Source organism: Cupriavidus sp. 94F1 (assembly GCF_057798875.1).
In genome coordinates, this window is the sequence record NZ_JBYOJT010000005.1 from 140,932 (window position 1) to 158,451 (window position 17,520).

Sequence of the window (17,520 nt, forward strand, 5' to 3'; positions counted from 1 at the left end):
GGCGCGCCTGTTCCGGCCCGCTGTCAACATCGGGGCGCTGGCAATGCTGGCGTCCTGCTCAGATCACCTGCGCTTCGCGCAGACGGGCGATCTCCTCGGCGTTGTAGCCCAGGCCGGACAACACTTCCTCGCTGTGCTCGCCCAGCAGCGGCGAACCCGTGATTTCCGGCTTCAGGTCCGAGAACTTGATCGGGCTGCCCACGGTCAGGTACGTACCACGCTGCTTGTGCGGCACTTCGACGATCGACCCGCTCTTGCGCAGCGATTCATCGGCCGCGATTTCCTTCATCGACAGCACCGGCGCGCACGGAATGTCGAACTTGCGCAGGATGTCCACCGCCTCGTACTTGGTCTTGTCGGCAAGCCATTCCTCGATGGTGTTGAAGATCTCGAAGATGTGCGGCTGGCGGGCCTTGGCCGTGTTGTAGTTCGGATCGTCGATCCACTCTTCCCGGCCCAGTGCCTTGCAGATCGGCTCCCAGGCGTGGCCCTGGACGGTGAAGTAGATATAGGCGTTGGGGTCGGTTTCCCAGCCCTTGCACTTCAGCACCCAGCCCGGCTGGCCGCCACCGCCGGCGTTGCCGCCACGCGGCACCACGTCGCTGAACGTGCCATGCGGGTACTGGGGATACTCTTCCAGGTAACCCAGGGCGTCCAGGCGCTGCTGGTCGCGCAGCTTCACGCGGCACAGGTTCAGCACGGCGTCCTGCATCGACACGGCCACCTTCTGGCCCTTGCCGGTCTGCTGGCGGCCGATGATCGCGGTCAGGATGCCAATGGCCAGGTGCATGCCGGTGTTCGAGTCGCCCAGGGCAGCGGCCGACACGGTCGGCGGGCCATCCCAGAAGCCGGTCGTCGACGCGGCACCGCCGGCGCACTGCGCCACGTTCTCGTAGACCTTCAGGTCTTCATAGTGGTGGCCGTCGCTGAAGCCCTTCACCGAGGCCACGATCATCATCGGGTTCAGTTCCCTGATGCGGTCCCACGAGAAGCCCATGCGGTCCAGCGCGCCCGGGCCGAAGTTCTCGACCAGCACGTCCGATTCGCGGATCAGCTGCTCCAGGATCTTCTTGCCTTCCGGCTTCTTGGTGTCCAGCGTCAGCGAACGCTTGTTGCTGTTGAGCATCGTGAAGTACAGCGCGTCTGCGTCGGGCTGGTCGCGCAGCTGCGTGCGGGTCACGTCGCCCGAGCCCGGGCGCTCCACCTTGATGACGTCCGCGCCGAACCATGCGAGAAGTTGGGTGCAGGCGGGGCCGGCCTGGACATGCGTGAAGTCGATGATCTTGATGCCGTTCAGTGGAAGATTCACGTTCGCTCTCCTATTGGAATAGAGGGTGAAATTCGGGGGTCGGGTGGGTTACTTGCTGGCCGAGCTCTGGGGATTCAGGTTGGTCAGGCGGCCGCTCTCGGTGCCGGCTGCCGGATCGATGACGGCGTTGATCAGCGTGGGCTTGCCCGAACGCAGCGCCTCGTTCACCGCGGCTTCGAGCGCCGCCGGTGTGGTGACGTTGTGGCCGACGCCGCCAAACGCTTCCATCATCTTGTCGTAGCGCGCGCCCGGCACAAACATCGTGACGGCCGGGTCTGCGCCGCCGGTCGGGTTCTTGTCGATGCCCTTGTAGACGCCGTTGTTGTTGAACACCACGACGCAGATCGGCAGGTTGTAGCGGCAGATCGTCTCGACTTCCATGCCCGAGAAGCCAAAGGCGCTATCGCCGCACACCGCCAGGACCGGCTTGCCGGTTTCCACCGCCGCCGCCACCGCGTAGCCCATGCCCACGCCCATCACGCCCCAGGTGCCCACGTCCAGCCGCTTGCGCGGCTCGTACATGTCGATCACGGCGCGGGCGTAGTCCAGCGTGTTGGCGCCTTCGTTGACGAAAGAGATGCCCGGGTTGGCCTTGACGACGTCCTTCAGCACGCGCAGCGCGCCGTGGAAGTTCATCGGCGTGGTCTCCCTGGCCAGCGTCTCGGCCATCTTCGCCAGGTTCTTTTCCTTGCGTTCGTCCACCGCGCCAATCCACTCCGCGCCCGGCTTGGCAAAGTCGTTGCCGATCTTGCCCAGCAGTGCCGACACGCAGGAACCAATGTCGCCCACGACCGGCGCGGCGATGGCCACGTTGCTGTCCATTTCGGTCGGCGAGATATCGATCTGGATAAACTGCTTCGGCTTGCCCCAGGTCTTGCCCTTGCCGTGCGACAGCAGCCAGTTCAGGCGGGCGCCGACCAGCAGCACCACATCGGCTTCCGCCAGCACATACGAACGCGCGGCCGACGCCGATTGCGGGTGCGTATCGGGGATCAGCCCCTTGGCCATCGACATGGGCAGGTACGGAATGCCGGTCTTCTCGACCAGCGCGCGGATATCGGCATCGGCGCGGGCATAGGCGGCGCCCTTGCCCAGCAGGATCAGCGGACGCTTGGCGCCCTTGAGCAGTTCGACGGCGCGGTCGATCGAATCCGGCGCAGGCAGCTGGCGCGGGGCCGGGTCCACGACCTTGATCAGCGACTTGCGACCCTTCTCGGCTTCCATCGACTGGGCCAGCAGCTTGGCCGGCAGGTCCAGGTACACACCGCCCGGGCGCCCCGACACGGCGGCGCGGATGGCGCGGGCCACACCGACGCCGATGTCTTCGGCGTGCAGCACGCGGAAGGCCGCCTTGGCGTGCGGGCGGGCAATCGCCAGCTGGTCCATTTCTTCGTAGTCACCCTGCTGCAGGTCGACGATCTCGCGCTCGCTCGACCCACTGATCAGGATCATCGGGAAGCAGTTGGTGGTGGCGTTCGCCAGCGCGGTGAGCCCGTTCAGGAAGCCCGGCGCCGACACGGTCAGGCAAACGCCCGGCTTTTGCGTCAGGAAGCCGGCAATCGCCGCGGCGTTGCCCGCGTTCTGCTCATGGCGGAAGCTGATGACGCGCATGCCGTTGGCCTGCGCCAGGCGGGCCAGATCGGTGACCGGAATGCCAGGCAGGCCGTAGATGTTCTCGATGCCGTTCAGCTTCAGCGCGTCGATGACCAGATGGAAGCCATCGGTCTGTGCCTGCTGTTCTTCTGCAGCGTGACGCTGCAGTTCGTTTCCGACTTCTGCCATGGTTGCTTCCTTCTATGCAAATTGACGGGATTGGACTTTCTTCTTCAGGGTGTCTTCAGCGCGCGCTCGCGTTCCGCCTGGTGACTTCGGATAAAACGGAGCGGTGTCTCCTTCCTCGCGCTTCCCTGTACTCGATGACGCTGAAATACGGTATGTGATATATCAAAGATCAGCAAGTAATTTCCCACTGTTACGACGAACTTTCGTCGGTGCACCGCAGCATTTCGTGAAAATTAGACGCAAATAAAGGGAAATTACCGATCCCTGCCGATATGCCCCGACGCCTGGCGTGGGCATGCCGTCCTGCCGGTTCGACTGACTTTGAGCCGGGTCAGCCGCGCATATGGTTGACGAGCGAGCCGATCCCGCGGATCGACACCTCCACCACCGAACCGTCCTTCATCGACCCCACCCCGATCGACGTGCCGACGGCGATCACGTCGCCCGGCATCAGCGTCATGTCCTGCGACAGCCTGCTGACCTGCTCCTCTGGCGAAAAAACGATGTCGGACAGCGGGTAGTTCTGGCGTTCGGCACCGTCCAGCCGCGTCACCACGCTGGCGCTACGCCAGTCAAAGCCGGTGACGATGGCCGGACCGATGCAGCCGAAGGTGTCGGACCCCTTGGCGCGCGTCCACTGCGGGAAGTTCGGATCGGCATTGAGCAGCTCGCCCGCCGTGACGTCATTGACGATGGTGTAGCCAAAGATGTGCGAGGCGGCTTCGCCCAGCGGCACATTGCGGCATTCGCGGCCGATGACGATGCCGAGTTCGCCTTCGTAGGCGATCTTGCCGGTGTAGCCGGCCGGGCGACGGATGGCGTCGCCGGGGCCAGCCAGCGAACTGGCCGGCTTCAGCAGGAACAGCGGATGCACCGGCACCGACTTCTCCAGCCGGGCGGCCAGCGCGTGAAAGTTGTTCCACAGCGCCACGATCTTGCCGGGCTCGCACGGGGCCAGCAGGTCCAGCGACGCGTAGCTGTAGGTGTTGCCAGTGGGACGGGGATCGGTATAGCCAGGGCCATCGCATTCGATGACGCGGTCGGCATCGCCATCGTCGAGGCGGCCGTAAGCGGTGTCGCCGTCGGGACGGCGGAAGCGAATCCAGGTTTGCACGGCAGCGTTCCTCCGGCAGGCGGGTCAATGCCGCGCCTGCGCTCTGTTCGGACTTCGGAGCCCCTCTCGGGGCCGTCGAGACTGACGCCCGTCGCGGCGGGCGCCTCGGGTCAGACCGCTCCGGCCACCCGCAGCGCCGCAATCTGTGCCGGCGAACGCCCCAGCCATTCCAGGATCTCGTCGGTGTGCTCGCCCAGCAGCGGCGAACGCTCGACGCGCACCGGCGAATCGGACAGCGTGATCGGCGAGCCAAGCTGCACGTACTTGCCGCGCGTCGGATGTTCCAGTTCCACCAGGTAGCCGCGCTCGTACAACGACTTGTCCTCGATCAGGTCCTTCATCGACAGGATCGGGCCACACGGCACGTCCACCTCATTGAGCGCGTTCATCACCTCGAACTTGGTGCGGCCCATCGTCCATTGCTCGATGATGCCGAAGCAGGCAGTGAGCTTTTTCAGACGCACTTCAGGCGTGGCGAATTCCGGATCGGTGATCAGGTCTTCGCGGCGGCACAGGCGCATCAGTGGCTCCCAGCCCTGCGGCTGGATGATGACGTAGACATAGTCGTTCGGACCGCCCGGGGCGCAGCGCAGCGCAGCACCGGGTTGGCCGCCGCCCGACGCGTTGCCGGCACGCGGCACGTGGTCGTCGAACTGTTCGTTGGGATACTCGCGCAGCGGACCGGCATCCAGGCGCTGCTGGTCGCGCAGCTTCACGCGGCACAGGTTCAGCACGGCGTCCTGCATGGCAACTTCCACCCGCTGGCCACGTCCCGAATGCTCGCGCTGCAGCAGCGCGGCCAGGATGCCGACCACGCAGTGCACGCCCGTGCCGGAATCGCCAATTTGCGCGCCAGTCACCGTCGGCATGCCGGCGGCCTCGCCGGTCGTCGATGCGGACCCGCCCATGCACTGGGCCACGTTCTCATACGCCTTGCAATCCTGGTACGGGCCGGGACCGAAGCCCTTGATCGACGCGTAGATCATGCGCGGATTCAGGTCCTGGATATGGTCCCAGTCGAATCCGGCGCGAGCCAGCACACCCGGACCGAAATTCTCGATCAGCACGTCGCTCTGCTGGATCAGGTCTTCGAGCAGCGCCTTGCCTTCGGGCGTCTTCATATTGAGCGTCAGGCTGCGCTTGTTGCTGTTCAGCATGGTGAAGTACAGGCTGTCGGCGTTCGGCACGTCGCGCAGCTGGCTGCGCGTGATGTCGCCGCGGCCCGGCATTTCGACCTTGATCACGTCGGCACCCATCCAGGCCATCAACTGCGTGGCCGAGGGACCGGCCTGCACGTGTGTCATGTCCAGAATGCGAATACCGTCGAGGGCTTTGCGTTCGTTGTGGGTGTCGGCCATGGTGCGTCTCCTGATTTGTGTTTTGCTCTGTTGACATACAGTATGTGGTATATCACGAAGACGCAAGGGGGTTTAAACCCGAATTCAGGAGGTTTCGATGCTGCATCGCAGCAGGCGCAATCTCGCCACCGGTTGCGATGGGCCGGCATAACAAAAAACCCCAACACGCCGTGAGGCGGTTGGGGTTCGGATGATGGGGTCAGGTCACGCAAACCTGACACGGCGTGCATGGCCAGCGGGCCAAGCGGCCCTGCCCTGCCGACAGCCATCGGGCGCTTCCGACGAAGGCCGGCTGAGGTGCCCGGCCCGGCCGACGGCCGCTCAGGTCAAAGCCAGGTCAGTCCAGGAAATCGCAGTGTTTTTCCACGTAGTCGGCCAGGTCGAGCGAATGTTGGCGCACGAGCCGTTCGGCCAGTTCCGTGTCCCGCTTTTCCAGCGCCTCGATGATCCGCAGGTGATCGACAATCGAGCGCGCCGCGCGGTCGCTTTGCGAGATCGTCATTTTCCGAATCGCGCGCACATGGACAAAGATGTTCTTGATCTGGTCCATGATGATCTGCGACTTCGACAACTGCACGATCGCCTGGTGGAACACGATATTGGCGTCGGAATATTCCTCGATATGCTCGGCCGGCGTGGAGTCGCGGAAGCTGTCGAACATATGGCGCAGCTTGCCGATCTCCTCGTCGGTGGCATTCTTGGTGGCCAGGCGGGCGGCCATGCTCTCCAGCGCGGCCCAGACCTGGATCATCTCGACGATCTCGCGCTTGGTCTTGCGGGTGATATAGATGCCCCGGCGCGGCACCGTGCGCAGGAAGCCTTCCTGCTCCAGCAGTGTCATGGCCTCGCGGATTGGCGTTCGGCTGACGCCCAGGGCTTCGGACAGCACGCGCTCGTCGAGCCGGACTTCCTCGCGTGACTGGTAGATATCGGCGTCGGCAATGGCCTGGCGCAGCATCGCGTACGCCTGGTCGCGCAGGCTGGCACCGGCATTGATGGGTTGCAGCGAGAGGGACAGCCCTTGCGGCTGGATTTCGGGTTGGCTTTGGGCAGACATGAATGCACTCGTCAGTGGCCGGTGCCCCGGACGCCAGTCTGGCGTCCGGTGGCACCCGTTCCGTGAACGTTATCGCGCCAGTTTGGCATGGCGCCATGCGTTTTGCTCATCAATCTGGCGCGCTTGACACCACATTGTGACGCAAGGGACGGTCCGGCCTTTCGTATATGGTATATCACATCGACGGCACTGCCGAAGGTCATTGGCCTCGCTCCACCGCCCGGCTTCAGGCGGCCTTGGCTACCCTGACCGGCTCGGCGCTGCCTGCCACTGCCGCCTGGGCCATCCGGTCGCGCTGCTTGATCAGGCCCAGCACCGCGTCGATCATCGGCGTGGGCTGGCCAATCATCCGGCCCATCTCCTGCACGACAGTTAGCAGCGGGTCGATCTCCATGGCCCTGCCCGCCTCCAGGTCCTGCAGCATCGATGTCTTGTGCGCGCCCACCGCGCCCGCGCCGTCGATCCGCCGCTCGACGTCCACCCGGAAGTGAACGCCGAACCGCTCGGCGATGTCCTTGGCTTCGAGCATCATCTGTTTGGACAAGGCGCGCGTGGCAGGGTCGGACGTGATGATATCCAGCGTGCCATGCGTCAGCGCGCTGATGGGGTTGAAGCACAGGTTGCCCCAGAGCTTCAGCCAGATTTCGTCACGGATGTTGTCGCGCACCGGGGCATCGAGATCCGCCTTGGCCATCATCTCCGACAGTCGCGTGACGCGGTCCGAACGGGTGCCGTCGGGTTCGCCAATCGGAAACTTCTTGCCATAGACGTGCTTGACGACGCCGGGCGCCACGATTTCGGCCGCCGGGTACAGCACGCAGCCGATCGCGCGCTCGGCTCCCAGGCCTTGCCACTGCTTGCCGCCCGGGTCCACGCTTTCCAGCGTGCGCCCGGCGAATTCGCCGCCGTGCTTGTGGAAATACCAGTAGGGAATGCCGTTGACGCCGGTCACCACCGCCGTCTCCGGCCCCAACAGCGGCTGCATCAAATCCACCACGCCTGGCACCTGGTGCGCCTTCAAAGTGATGAAAACGTAATCCTGCGGGCCCAGGTCTCGCGGGTCGCTGGTGCAGCGGACCTTGGCCACCCGCTCCTCGCCTTCGATCTGCAAGCGCACGCCATGGGCCTGCATGGCCGCCAGATGCGGACCCCGGGCGATAAAGCTGACGTCGGCGCCCGCCAGCGCCAGCTGCGCGCCCATGTAGCCGCCAATGGCTCCTGCCCCGTAGATACAGATCTTCATCGGTTGTCTCCTGATTGTGGTGATTGTGATGGGATGCTGCGAATGCCTTGGTATATCACATACTATATTTCACAATCGCCTTTCGACAACCCTTCTTTCACTCAGTGGCGCCACGCACGCTGTACCGGTATCGCCGCGTGCAGGGTGTGTACTACCATGTCCCTCGTTGTCCGCTTGCGGGCCGCCATTCCGCTTCCCGGCCCTCTTCCACTGTCACGAAGATCTGGAGTCCGCATGGAATCACTGCTCGAACTGGCACGCGACCCGTCCGCGTGGGCCGCCCTGGCCACACTGGTCGCCATGGAAATCGTGCTGGGCATCGACAACCTGATCTTTATTTCCATCCTCACCAACAAGCTCCCCGAGCAGAACCGGGAAAAGGCACGCCGCATCGGTATCGGCCTGGCGCTGATCCTCCGCCTGGGGCTGCTGGCCACCATTGCCGTGATCGTGGCGCTGACCGAGCCGGTCTTCACCGTCCTGGGCAAGGGTATTTCCTGGCGGGACATCATCCTGATTGCCGGGGGCGCCTTCCTAGTCTGGAAAGCCACGCGCGAGATCCACGAGCATGTGGCGCCCGAGGCCGAACACGCGGACGAATCGGCCGTGGCCCGCGCCGCGCCGGGCTTTGCGGCGGCCATCGGACAGATTCTGGTGCTGGACCTGGTCTTCTCGATCGACAGCATCATCACCGCCGTAGGCATGACGGATCACATTCCGATCATGTTCGTGGCCGTGATTGCCGCCGTGACCGTGATGCTGTTCGCCGCCACGCCGCTGGCGAACTTCATCCATCGCAATCCCACCATCGTGATGCTGGCGCTGGCCTTCCTGATCATGATCGGCATGACGCTGATTGCCGACGGGCTGGGCCATCATGTGCCCAAGGGCTATATCTATACGGCGATGGCGTTCTCGACCGCCGTGGAAGGGCTGAACATGCTGGCGCGACGCCGGCGTGCGAAGGCCGGCGGCAAGGTGGCCGCGCACGACTGAGGGCCGCCGGGCATCGGCATGACCGCGCCAAGTTAGAATGGCCGCCAGCGTGGCAGCCGTACCGGGCCCTGCCGGACCGCCGGCCTGCCACCCCGCCCCATTCCCTTGTCGCACGGACCCTTGCCAGCATGTCGACCTTGCAGATCAGCTTTGAAGACGCCATCCGAACCGCCGGTGTCGGTAAATTCCAGTACCGGCTCTTCGTGATATTCGGGCTGGTGTGGATGGCCGATGCGATGCAGGTGCTGTCCATCGGCTTCAGCGCCCCGTCCATCGCCAGCACGTTCGGCGTGCCGGTGCCGCAGGCGCTGCAGACCGGCACCACGTTCTTCATCGGCATGCTGATCGGGGCGTTCTGCTTTGGCCGCATTGCCGACCGCGTCGGCCGGCGCCCGGCGCTGATGCTGGCCGTGGTCATCGACGCGGCCTGCGGCGTGGCTTCCGCGTTTGCCCCAAGCCTGGGCTGGCTGATGGTGCTGCGCCTGCTGACCGGCATCGGCGTCGGCGGCACGCTGCCGGTGGACTACACGATGCTGGCCGAATTCCTGCCCCGCGACCGTCGCGGCCGCTGGCTGGTGCTGCTGGAATCGTTCTGGGCGCTGGGCACGATCTGCCTGGCCCTGCTGGCACTGGCCGCCGCGACGCATGGCGACGACGCCTGGCGCATCATCTTTTTCGCGACGGGCATCCCCGCGCTGGTGGGCCTGATCCCGCGCATGTATGTGCCGGAATCGCCGCTGTTCCTGAACCGTAATGGCAAGTCCGAGCAGGCCCGCCAGGTGCTGGAACGCGTGGCCCAGACCAACGGCCGCAAGGTGACCATCCCCACGCTGCAATCCGAACGCACCGAGCGGCAGTCCGTGTTCACGCTGTTCACGGCCGCCTTCCGGCGCCGCACCGTGGCGCTGTTCGCCGCCTGGCTGCTGATCTCGGTGGCCTACTACGCGGTGTTCGTCTACCTGCCGATTCGTCTGAGCGGTGCCGGCTTTGCCTTCATGCGCGGCCAGGCCTTCCTGGTGATCCTGGCGCTTGTGCAGTTGCCGGGCTACGCACTGGCGGCCTATGGCGTGGAGCGATGGGGCCGCAAGCCGACGCTGATCGGCTTCCTGCTGCTCAGCGCCGTCGGTTGCATGCTGTATAGCCTGGGCACGGCGCCCGTGGTGGTGGTCGGGTCCACACTGCTGATGAGCTTTGCACTGCTGGGCACCTGGGGCGCGCTGTACGCGTTCACGCCCGAGGTCTACCCCACCAACCTGCGCGCCACGGGCATGGGCACGGCGGGCGCCGTGGCACGCTTCGGCGGCCTGTTCGCCCCGGCGGTCATCGCGCCGGTCATGTCCACACATTTCACGCTGGCCCTGGCGATGATCTCGGCCATGCTCGCCACGGCTGCGCTGGCGGTCGGCGCCGTCAACGTCGAATCGCGCAATCGCGCGCTCGACTAGGCGGGCGGTGGCCATCCGCCGTGGCCGCTATTCCTTGTAGATGTGGGTGGCGAAGTAGTCAATCAGCAGCCGCACGTTCGGCATCAATCCCCGGCGCGACGGAAATACCGCGTGGATGATGCCGCCTCTCGGCGCCCAGCCGGGCAGCACGTCGATCAGCGTGCCGTTGCGCAGGTCATCCTCCACCACCATGCAAGGCAACTGCACGATGCCGACGCCGGTCTGCGCTGCCTTGCGCAGCGCGCTCATGTCGTCGGTGACGTAACGGGGCTGGTGCCGGACTTCGGCCGATTGTCCTTCGGGGCCGATCAGCTGCCAGACGTGGCTGCGCGGCGGGCCCCAATCGAGGCTGGGCATGCCTGCCAGCTCGGCGGGATTGCGTAGCGGTGCGCGGCCTTCCATCAGGGCGGGGCACGCCACCAGACGCTGGTGGCTCTCGGACAGCACGCGCATGACCAGGTCGCTGTTTTCCAACGGCGGAAAGCGCACGCGCAGCGCCAGGTCCAGGCGTTCGCCGATCACGTCCACGCGGCGGTTGGTGGCCTCCAGATGCACCTGCACCTTCGGATAGGCCAGCATGAACTGCGCCACCAGCCCCGCCACGCGGTATTCCAGCAACGTCGTCGGGCAGGTCATGCGCACGATGCCCTGCGGCTCGGAACGCTCGCGCTCCATGACCTCGCGCGCCGCTTCGGCCTCGACCAGCACGCCGATACAGCGTTCGTAGAATTCGCGCCCGGTTTCGGTAACCGAGAAGTGCCGCGTCGATCGCTGCAGCAGCCTGACGCCATATCGGGCCTCCAGCGCCGCGATGCGCCGGCTGAGCTTCGACTTGGGCGCCCCCAGCGCCAGGCCGGCCTGGGTGAACCCGCCATGGTCGACCACCTTGACGAAGTAGTAGAGGTCGTTGAGGTCGTCCATGACTGTTCCTCCCATAGAACACAGACGGCATCTTACGGCACTACTGCGCCGGTTTCCGCGAACCTATGATGGCTCCACGTTCCGGTGCCGTCATCGCGATGACGCCGGAGCGGCCGACGCTTCCAACAACGCGTCCGCGAGACGCGTGACCCCATCCGTGCAAGGAGATAGCCATGACAACGTCCTACAAGCGCCTGGACAAGAATGATGCAGCCGTACTGCTGGTGGACCACCAGGCCGGGCTGCTTTCGCTGGTGCGCGACATCGACCCGGACAAGTTCAAGAATAATGTCCTGGCACTGGCCGACCTGGCCAAGTACTTCAAGCTGCCGACCATCCTGACCACCAGCTTCGAGACCGGCCCCAACGGCCCGCTGGTGCCCGAGCTGAAGGCCCAGTTTCCGGAAGCGCCATATATTCCGCGTCCGGGCCAGATCAACGCCTGGGACAACGAAGACTTCGTGAAGGCGGTCAAGGCCACCGGCAAGAAGCAATTGATCATCGCCGGCGTGGTCACCGAGGTCTGCGTTGCCTTTCCGGCGCTGTCGGCCCTGGCCGAAGGCTTCGACGTATTCGTCGTAGGCGATGCATCGGGCACGTTCGATCCGATCACGCGCGACGCGGCGTGGCATCGCATGGCCCATGCGGGCGCCCAGATGATGACGTGGTTCGGCGTGGCGTGCGAGCTGCACCGCGACTGGCGCAACGACATCGAAGGGCTCGGCACGCTGTTCGCCAACCACATCCCCGACTATCGCAACCTGATGACCAGCTTCAAGGTCATGTCGGCGAAGTAAGCGGGCCGCAACATCCCGCACAAGACGCCCCGCCGCACCGTTCGCCGGTGCGGCGTTAGCGCGCTGCGTGGAGGAACGACGATGGCGGCGCGCCCAGCGCCTTGCGGAACATCGTCGAGAATGCGCTGGGGCTGTCATATCCGAGATCGAGTGCCACCTCGGTGACGGGCGTGCCGGCGGACAGCCGGGACAGCGCGGCCATCAGGCATGCCTGCTGGCGCCACGCGCCAAATGGCATGCCCGTTTGCCGCTGGAAAAAGCGCGCGAACGTGCGCGCGCTGCGGTGGAGCTGGCGGGCCCAGTCATCGGCCGACGCCCGGATGTCGGGCCGGGCCAGGAGTCCGGTGCAGAGCCGCGCCAGATCCGGGTCGCGCGGGATCGGCGCGAACAGCGGCAAGGTGGGCGCCTGCGCCAGTTCGAACAGGATCAACTGCATCAGCGCGCCATCGCGGCTGTCGGCCGCGTAGCGGGCCGGCACATCGGCCGAGGCCAGCAGCAGCGCATGCAGCAGCGGGCTGACCACCAGCACCTCGCAAGCGGGGCCGCGGCGCGGCGCGGCGTCGGGCAGGACGTAGACGCTGCGCGTGCTGACGCCGTTCATGCGGACCCGATGCGGCTTCCGCGCGGGAATCCACACCCCCGTGTAGGGCGGCACGACCCACGCGCCCTCCTCCGTCCCGACCTCCATCAGGCCCGTCATGCCGTACAGGAATTGCGCGCGGCGGTGGCTGTGCGTGTCCAGCAGCGTGCCAAAGGCGTAGTCCGTGCCGATGGCCAGCGCGGCACACGGGCTGGCATCGACGCTATCGAGCGAAATATTGCGCATCGGAAACATGGCCGCGACGTCTCGGTGTCGCGCGGTTGGCAGAATTTCGACGATTATTGACCGACCTTCGCAAGTCAGCCAAGCAGCCGCGCCCTATCGTATCGCTTCATTCCTGCAACGATATTCAATCTTCGACGATGTCCATGTACGCGATGCTGTGGGTCTGTGGCGTTCTGGCCGGTGTCACAACCGTGCTGTTCGGCTTTGGCGGCGGCTTTGTGGTGGTGCCGCTGCTGTACACGCTGCTCACGATGACGCACGACGCCGGCAGCCCCGTGGCGCAGTCGGCCATGCAGATCGCTGTGGCCACCTCGTCGTGCGTCATGATCTTCGGCGCCTCGCTGGCCACCTGGCGCCACCATCGCGCCGGCAATGTGGACTGGCCGCAGGCCCGTGCGATGGGCGGCTATATCGCGGCGGGCGCCGTCGCGGGCGCGGCCGCCGCCAGCTGGCTCAGCGGCGACTGGGTGCGCTGGGCCTTTGTCGCCTATCTGGCCCTGACCATCCTCGACAGCGCGCTGCGCCCCGGCTTCATGCATGCGCGCCCCCCGGCATCGGCGCCGATGCGCGCGGCAACCACGGCGGCGCTCGGCCTGGGCATCGGCACCATCGCCGCGTTCCTGGGCGTCGGCGGCAGTGTCATGACCGTGCCACTGATGCGCCGGCGCGGCGCCACCATGACGCAGGCCACGGCCATGGCCAATCCGCTGTCCTTGCCGATGGCACTGGCGGCCACCGCCACCTACGTGGCCCTGGCCTGGCGCCAGGGCGCGACGCTGGGCCCGGGCCACGCCGGCTATGTGGACCTGCTGGCCTTCGCCGTGCTGGCGGGCGGTTCCTGGGCAGGCATCCGGCTGGCGGCGCGCTGGATCGGACGCATCCCCGACCGCGTCCACGCCGTGACCTATCTCGCGCTGCTGACCATGGTGCTCGCTGTCATGCTGGCGGTCTAGTCGCACGCTATCCCCGGCCAGGCGCCACGTAACTCCAGCGGATCCGATTATTAATAATCTAGGTGATAATACCGACGACAGTCGGTCACGGCTCCACTATCCTTAGGCCCCACATCATCGAGGGGCGTCGCGCCCCGGCACAACGCATCCGACCATGTCCCACGACGGCCAGAACCCGAAAGGCGCCGCCCCGCGCCACGACATTGCACCGGCCGACGCCGACGCCGGCATCTCCAAGGGCCTGACGAACTACGGAGACCGGGGCTTCTCGCTGTTCCTGCGCAAGGCGTTCATCAAGGGCGCGGGCTATACCGACGACGCGCTCGACCGCCCAGTCGTCGGAATCGTCAACACGGGCAGTGCGTACAACCCCTGCCACGGCAACGCGCCGCAGCTGATCGAAGCCGTCAAGCGCGGCATCATGCTGGCCGGCGGCCTGCCGATGGACTTTCCGACGATCTCGATCCACGAGAGCTTTTCGGCGCCCACCAGCATGTACCTGCGCAACCTCATGTCGATGGACACCGAGGAAATGATCCGCGCGCAGCCGATGGATGCCGTGGTCCTGATTGGCGGCTGCGACAAGACCGTGCCCGCGCAGTTGATGGGCGCGGCGTCGGCCGGCATCCCGGCCATCCAGCTCATCACGGGTTCGATGCTGACCGGATCGCACCGCAGCGAGCGCGTGGGCGCCTGCACCGACTGCCGCCGCTACTGGGGCAAGTTCCGCGCGGAAGAGATCGACGCCGAGGAGATTTCCGACGTCAACAACCAGCTGGTGGCCAGCGTGGGCACCTGCTCCGTGATGGGCACGGCCAGCACCATGGCCTGCATTGCCGAGGCACTGGGCATGACCGTGCCCGGTGGTGCCTCGCCGCCGGCCGTGACTGCCGACCGCATCCGCGTGGCCGAGCAGACCGGCACGGAGGCCGTGCGCATTGCGCGCGAGCGCCTGACCATCGACAAGATCCTGACGCCTGCGGCCTTCGAGAACGCCATGCGCGTGCTGCTGGCGATTGGCGGTTCGACGAACGGCATTGTCCACCTGGCCGCCATCGCGGGCCGCATGGGCTATGACATCGACCTGGCCGAACTGGACCGCATGGGGCGCGACACGCCGGTGCTGCTGGACCTGAAGCCGTCCGGCGACCACTACATGGAAGACTTCCACCACGCGGGCGGCATGGCCACGCTGCTGCGTGAACTGAAGCCGCTGCTGCACCTGGACGCGCTGACCGTCACCGGCCGCACGCTGGGCGAGGAAATCGAGCGCGCCGGCCCCGGCTTCAGGCAGGACGTGGTGCGCACGCGCGGCAACCCGATCTACCCGCAGGGCGGCATCGCCGTGCTGCGCGGCAACCTGGCCCCGGGCGGCGCCATCATCAAGCAGTCGGCCGCACACCCGAAGCTGATGGAACACGAGGGACGCGCCGTGGTGTTCGAGAACGCCGCCGACCTGGCCAACCGCATCGACAGCGACGACCTGGACGTGACGGCCGACGACATCCTGGTACTAAAGAACATCGGCCCCAAGGGCGCGCCCGGCATGCCCGAGGCAGGCTATATCCCGATTCCGCGCAAGCTGGCCCGCGCTGGCGTGAAGGACATCGTGCGTATTTCGGATGGCCGCATGAGCGGCACGGCATTCGGCACCATCGTGCTGCACGTGACGCCCGAATCGGCGATTGGCGGGCCGCTGGCCTACGTGCGCAACGGCGACCGCATCAGCCTGTCGGTGGCGCGACGCGACCTGACACTGCATGTCGGCGACGACGAACTGGCGCGCCGCGCGCAGGAAACGCCGGTGGTGACACCCACCGCCGACCGAGGCTATCGCAAGCTGTTTCTCACCACGGTCAACCAGGCGGACCAGGGGGTGGACTTCGACTTCCTGCGCGCTGCCGAGACCCGCGGCAAGGTGCCGGGCAACGGCGCCTGAGCCGCGGCGGGACAGGCGCCATGGACAGGAAAATCGGTCAGAATGCCGGCTTTGTTCCAACTCGCCACCAAGCGCCGGGCCCCAGCCCCGGTGCGATACCGCTGATGCCCGGTTCCAGCACGCCTAGCCCCGCCGCTGCCTCCATCGCCCAGGACCCGCTGGAGGCGATGGTAGCCACGCTCGAGGAAGACATCGTCTTTGGCCGGCTGCATCCCCGCGAGCGCCTGGTCGAGGACGATCTGATGGCGCGCTTCGCGGTCAAGCGGCACGTGGTCAGGGATGCACTGGCCGCGCTGGACCGCCTGGGGCTGGTGGAGCGCCGCAAGAACATCGGCGCGGTGGTGCGCTCGTTCTCGGTGCAGGAAGTGACCGAACTGTACGAAGTGCGCGGCATGCTGGAGACCGAAGCCGCCCGGCGCATCGACATGCAGCGCGTGCCGCCGCACCTGGACACGCTGATCGCCATCCAGCAGCAGCACGATACCGCCGTGGCAGCTGGCGACGCGCGCACGGTGTTCCGCGTCAACGTGGCCTTCCACCGCGAACTGTTCAGCCTGTGCAGCAACCAGACGCTGCAGAAGGCCATTGCCGAATTCGCGCGGCAGACCCATCCCATCCGCTTTGCCTCGCTGGTCTCGCCCGAATACCGCGAACGCGCCCGCCTGGAACACTGGCGGATGATCGAGGCCCTCAAGGCCGGGGATATCGAAGGGCTGGTGGCGCTGTGCGCCGGTCACCTGCTGCCGTCGCGTGACGCCTACCTGCACGCGCAGCAGTACCGGAATTGATTCCCTCGTCTATTCCGGCTGGATTCCCGCCTGTTTCACCAGTTGCCCCCAGCGGTCCACCTCGCCGCGCAGCCGGTCGCCCAGTTGCGCCGGCGTGGATGCCTTGAGGTCGATGCCCTGGCTATCCAGGCGCGCCCTGGTCTGCGGATTGGTCAGCGCCGCCCGTACTGCGTCGTTCAGCCGTACCACCACCGCCGTCGGCGTGCGCGCTGGCGCCACCAACGCCCACCACTGCCCCACCTGCATGCCCGGCAGTTTCGCCTCGGTCGATGTCGGCACATTCGGCAGCGCGGCGAGCGGCGACGGCCCTGTCACCATCAGCGCCGTGATCTTGCCGCCGCCAAGCAGACTGCTGCCGCTGGCCAGCGTCGCAAAATGACCAGAAACCAGTTGGGCCGAGACATCGGTCAGCGCCGGGGCCGATCCGCGATACGGCACGGCATCGACGGGAATGGCCGCCTGTGCCTCCAGCATCTTGGCCGCCAGATGGCTGATCGTGCCGCTGCCGCTGGTGGCCAGTTGGATCGGCTTGCCGGACTGGCGGGCATCGGACAGGAATCGCTGGATATCGCCGGGCCGGTAGCGCGCACTGTCCGCGAACAGCACCAGCGGCGATTCGCCCAGCAGCGAGACCGGCGCGAAATCGCGCAGCACGTCGTAGGACATCTGGCGAAACACCGATGGCGCCACGGTATGGGCCAGCTCGATCACCCCAAGCGTGTAGCCGTCTGGCGCGGCCTTGGCCACCGCCTCGGCGCCGATGCGACCCGAGGCGCCCGCGCGGTTTTCGACCACCACCGGCTGGCCCATCGATTCGCTCATCCGTTGCGCCACGGCACGCGCCAGCGCATCGGTGCTGCCGCCGGCCGCCCAGGGCACGATCAGGCGGACCGGCTTGTCGGGATAGCCGGCGGCATGCGCCACGGGCACTTGGGCCGCCGCCAGGCCGACGGAAAAGATGGCGGTCAGGTAACGCAATGTCATGGGTTCCT

Annotated in this window: 15 protein-coding genes; 6 read left to right on the forward strand and 9 right to left on the reverse strand. The window is 66.2% G+C overall.

Features of this window, described 5'->3' with window-relative positions; all coding sequences use genetic code 11:
• Positions 1-58: 58 nt before the first annotated feature.
• From frc (AC3FJ6_RS14330) to AC3FJ6_RS14355, 6 genes are all read right to left on the reverse strand, one after another.
• On the reverse strand, positions 59-1,309 hold the full coding sequence (gene frc / locus AC3FJ6_RS14330; RefSeq protein ID WP_249640928.1) for a formyl-CoA transferase: 1,251 nt from the start codon (positions 1,307-1,309) through the stop codon (positions 59-61).
• A gap of 48 nt (positions 1,310-1,357) precedes the next feature.
• Positions 1,358-3,091, reverse strand: a complete 1,734-nt coding sequence (gene oxc, locus AC3FJ6_RS14335) for an oxalyl-CoA decarboxylase (protein ID WP_488772510.1) — start codon at positions 3,089-3,091, stop codon at positions 1,358-1,360.
• Positions 3,092-3,422: 331 nt separating this feature from the next.
• Entirely contained in the window at positions 3,423-4,205 is a 783-nt protein-coding gene (locus AC3FJ6_RS14340) for a fumarylacetoacetate hydrolase family protein (protein ID WP_488772511.1), read from the reverse strand.
• Positions 4,206-4,315: 110 nt separating this feature from the next.
• A complete protein-coding gene (frc, locus tag AC3FJ6_RS14345; protein ID WP_153948532.1) occupies positions 4,316-5,563 on the reverse strand; it encodes a formyl-CoA transferase in 1,248 nt (415 codons plus the stop codon).
• Positions 5,564-5,900: 337 nt separating this feature from the next.
• Entirely contained in the window at positions 5,901-6,620 is a 720-nt protein-coding gene (locus tag AC3FJ6_RS14350) for a GntR family transcriptional regulator (RefSeq protein WP_400396074.1), read from the reverse strand.
• Between the two features lie 226 nt (positions 6,621-6,846).
• Complete coding sequence (locus AC3FJ6_RS14355; protein ID WP_488772512.1) at positions 6,847-7,863, reverse strand: 2-dehydropantoate 2-reductase; 1,017 nt, start codon at positions 7,861-7,863, stop codon at positions 6,847-6,849.
• A 234-nt stretch (positions 7,864-8,097) separates the two neighbouring features.
• Between AC3FJ6_RS14355 and AC3FJ6_RS14360 the strand changes: the two genes are divergently transcribed.
• Positions 8,098-8,859 carry a TerC family protein gene (locus AC3FJ6_RS14360; RefSeq protein ID WP_488772513.1) on the forward strand — a complete coding sequence of 254 codons (762 nt, stop codon included), beginning with the start codon at positions 8,098-8,100 and terminating at the stop codon, positions 8,857-8,859.
• Positions 8,860-8,987: 128 nt separating this feature from the next.
• Entirely contained in the window at positions 8,988-10,304 is a 1,317-nt protein-coding gene (locus tag AC3FJ6_RS14365; protein WP_488772514.1) for an MFS transporter, read from the forward strand.
• 27 nt (positions 10,305-10,331) lie between these two features.
• Here AC3FJ6_RS14365 and AC3FJ6_RS14370 read toward each other — a convergent pair whose 3' ends face one another.
• Positions 10,332-11,225: a LysR substrate-binding domain-containing protein gene (locus AC3FJ6_RS14370; protein ID WP_488772515.1), complete on the reverse strand. Its 894-nt coding sequence runs from the start codon at positions 11,223-11,225 to the stop codon at positions 10,332-10,334.
• 173 nt (positions 11,226-11,398) lie between these two features.
• Between AC3FJ6_RS14370 and ycaC the strand changes: the two genes are divergently transcribed.
• Positions 11,399-12,022 (forward strand): isochorismate family cysteine hydrolase YcaC, encoded by a 624-nt coding sequence (gene ycaC, locus AC3FJ6_RS14375; protein ID WP_066741837.1) that lies wholly within the window; start codon positions 11,399-11,401, stop codon positions 12,020-12,022.
• Between the two features lie 55 nt (positions 12,023-12,077).
• On the opposite strand, the gene AC3FJ6_RS14380 is transcribed toward ycaC, so the two are convergent.
• The gene (locus tag AC3FJ6_RS14380) at positions 12,078-12,848 is read right to left on the reverse strand and encodes an AraC family transcriptional regulator (RefSeq protein ID WP_488772825.1); all 771 of its coding nucleotides are present in this window, start codon (positions 12,846-12,848) and stop codon (positions 12,078-12,080) included.
• A gap of 137 nt (positions 12,849-12,985) precedes the next feature.
• Here AC3FJ6_RS14380 and AC3FJ6_RS14385 point away from each other — a divergent pair, with 137 nt between their 5' ends.
• The 3 genes from AC3FJ6_RS14385 (at position 12,986) to AC3FJ6_RS14395 (ending at position 16,528) form a co-directional block, all read left to right on the forward strand.
• Positions 12,986-13,801 (forward strand): sulfite exporter TauE/SafE family protein, encoded by an 816-nt coding sequence (locus AC3FJ6_RS14385; RefSeq protein ID WP_488772516.1) that lies wholly within the window; start codon positions 12,986-12,988, stop codon positions 13,799-13,801.
• A 154-nt stretch (positions 13,802-13,955) separates the two neighbouring features.
• On the forward strand, positions 13,956-15,740 hold the full coding sequence (locus AC3FJ6_RS14390) for an IlvD/Edd family dehydratase (protein WP_488772517.1): 1,785 nt from the start codon (positions 13,956-13,958) through the stop codon (positions 15,738-15,740).
• A gap of 104 nt (positions 15,741-15,844) precedes the next feature.
• On the forward strand, positions 15,845-16,528 hold the full coding sequence (locus tag AC3FJ6_RS14395) for a GntR family transcriptional regulator (RefSeq protein ID WP_488772518.1): 684 nt from the start codon (positions 15,845-15,847) through the stop codon (positions 16,526-16,528).
• Positions 16,529-16,537: 9 nt separating this feature from the next.
• On the opposite strand, the gene AC3FJ6_RS14400 is transcribed toward AC3FJ6_RS14395, so the two are convergent.
• Positions 16,538-17,512: a tripartite tricarboxylate transporter substrate binding protein gene (locus tag AC3FJ6_RS14400; RefSeq protein WP_488772519.1), complete on the reverse strand. Its 975-nt coding sequence runs from the start codon at positions 17,510-17,512 to the stop codon at positions 16,538-16,540.
• Positions 17,513-17,520 lie beyond the last annotated feature (8 nt).

Excerpts from the sequence above, each read along its gene's own strand:
- oxc (WP_488772510.1), bottom strand. The coding sequence starts at position 3,091 with ATGGCAGAAGTCGGAAACGAACTGCAGCGTCACGCTGCAGAAGAACAG.
- frc (WP_153948532.1), bottom strand. The coding sequence starts at position 5,563 with ATGGCCGACACCCACAACGAACGCAAAGCCCTCGACGGTATTCGCATT.
- AC3FJ6_RS14350 (WP_400396074.1), bottom strand. The coding sequence starts at position 6,620 with ATGTCTGCCCAAAGCCAACCCGAAATCCAGCCGCAAGGGCTGTCCCTC.
- AC3FJ6_RS14355 (WP_488772512.1), bottom strand. The coding sequence starts at position 7,863 with ATGAAGATCTGTATCTACGGGGCAGGAGCCATTGGCGGCTACATGGGC.
- AC3FJ6_RS14360 (WP_488772513.1), top strand. The coding sequence starts at position 8,098 with ATGGAATCACTGCTCGAACTGGCACGCGACCCGTCCGCGTGGGCCGCC.
- AC3FJ6_RS14365 (WP_488772514.1), top strand. The coding sequence starts at position 8,988 with ATGTCGACCTTGCAGATCAGCTTTGAAGACGCCATCCGAACCGCCGGT.
- AC3FJ6_RS14370 (WP_488772515.1), bottom strand. The coding sequence starts at position 11,225 with ATGGACGACCTCAACGACCTCTACTACTTCGTCAAGGTGGTCGACCAT.
- ycaC (WP_066741837.1), top strand. The coding sequence starts at position 11,399 with ATGACAACGTCCTACAAGCGCCTGGACAAGAATGATGCAGCCGTACTG.
- AC3FJ6_RS14380 (WP_488772825.1), bottom strand. The coding sequence starts at position 12,848 with ATGCGCAATATTTCGCTCGATAGCGTCGATGCCAGCCCGTGTGCCGCG.
- AC3FJ6_RS14385 (WP_488772516.1), top strand. The coding sequence starts at position 12,986 with ATGTCCATGTACGCGATGCTGTGGGTCTGTGGCGTTCTGGCCGGTGTC.
- AC3FJ6_RS14390 (WP_488772517.1), top strand. The coding sequence starts at position 13,956 with ATGTCCCACGACGGCCAGAACCCGAAAGGCGCCGCCCCGCGCCACGAC.
- AC3FJ6_RS14395 (WP_488772518.1), top strand. The coding sequence starts at position 15,845 with ATGCCCGGTTCCAGCACGCCTAGCCCCGCCGCTGCCTCCATCGCCCAG.
- AC3FJ6_RS14400 (WP_488772519.1), bottom strand. The coding sequence starts at position 17,512 with ATGACATTGCGTTACCTGACCGCCATCTTTTCCGTCGGCCTGGCGGCG.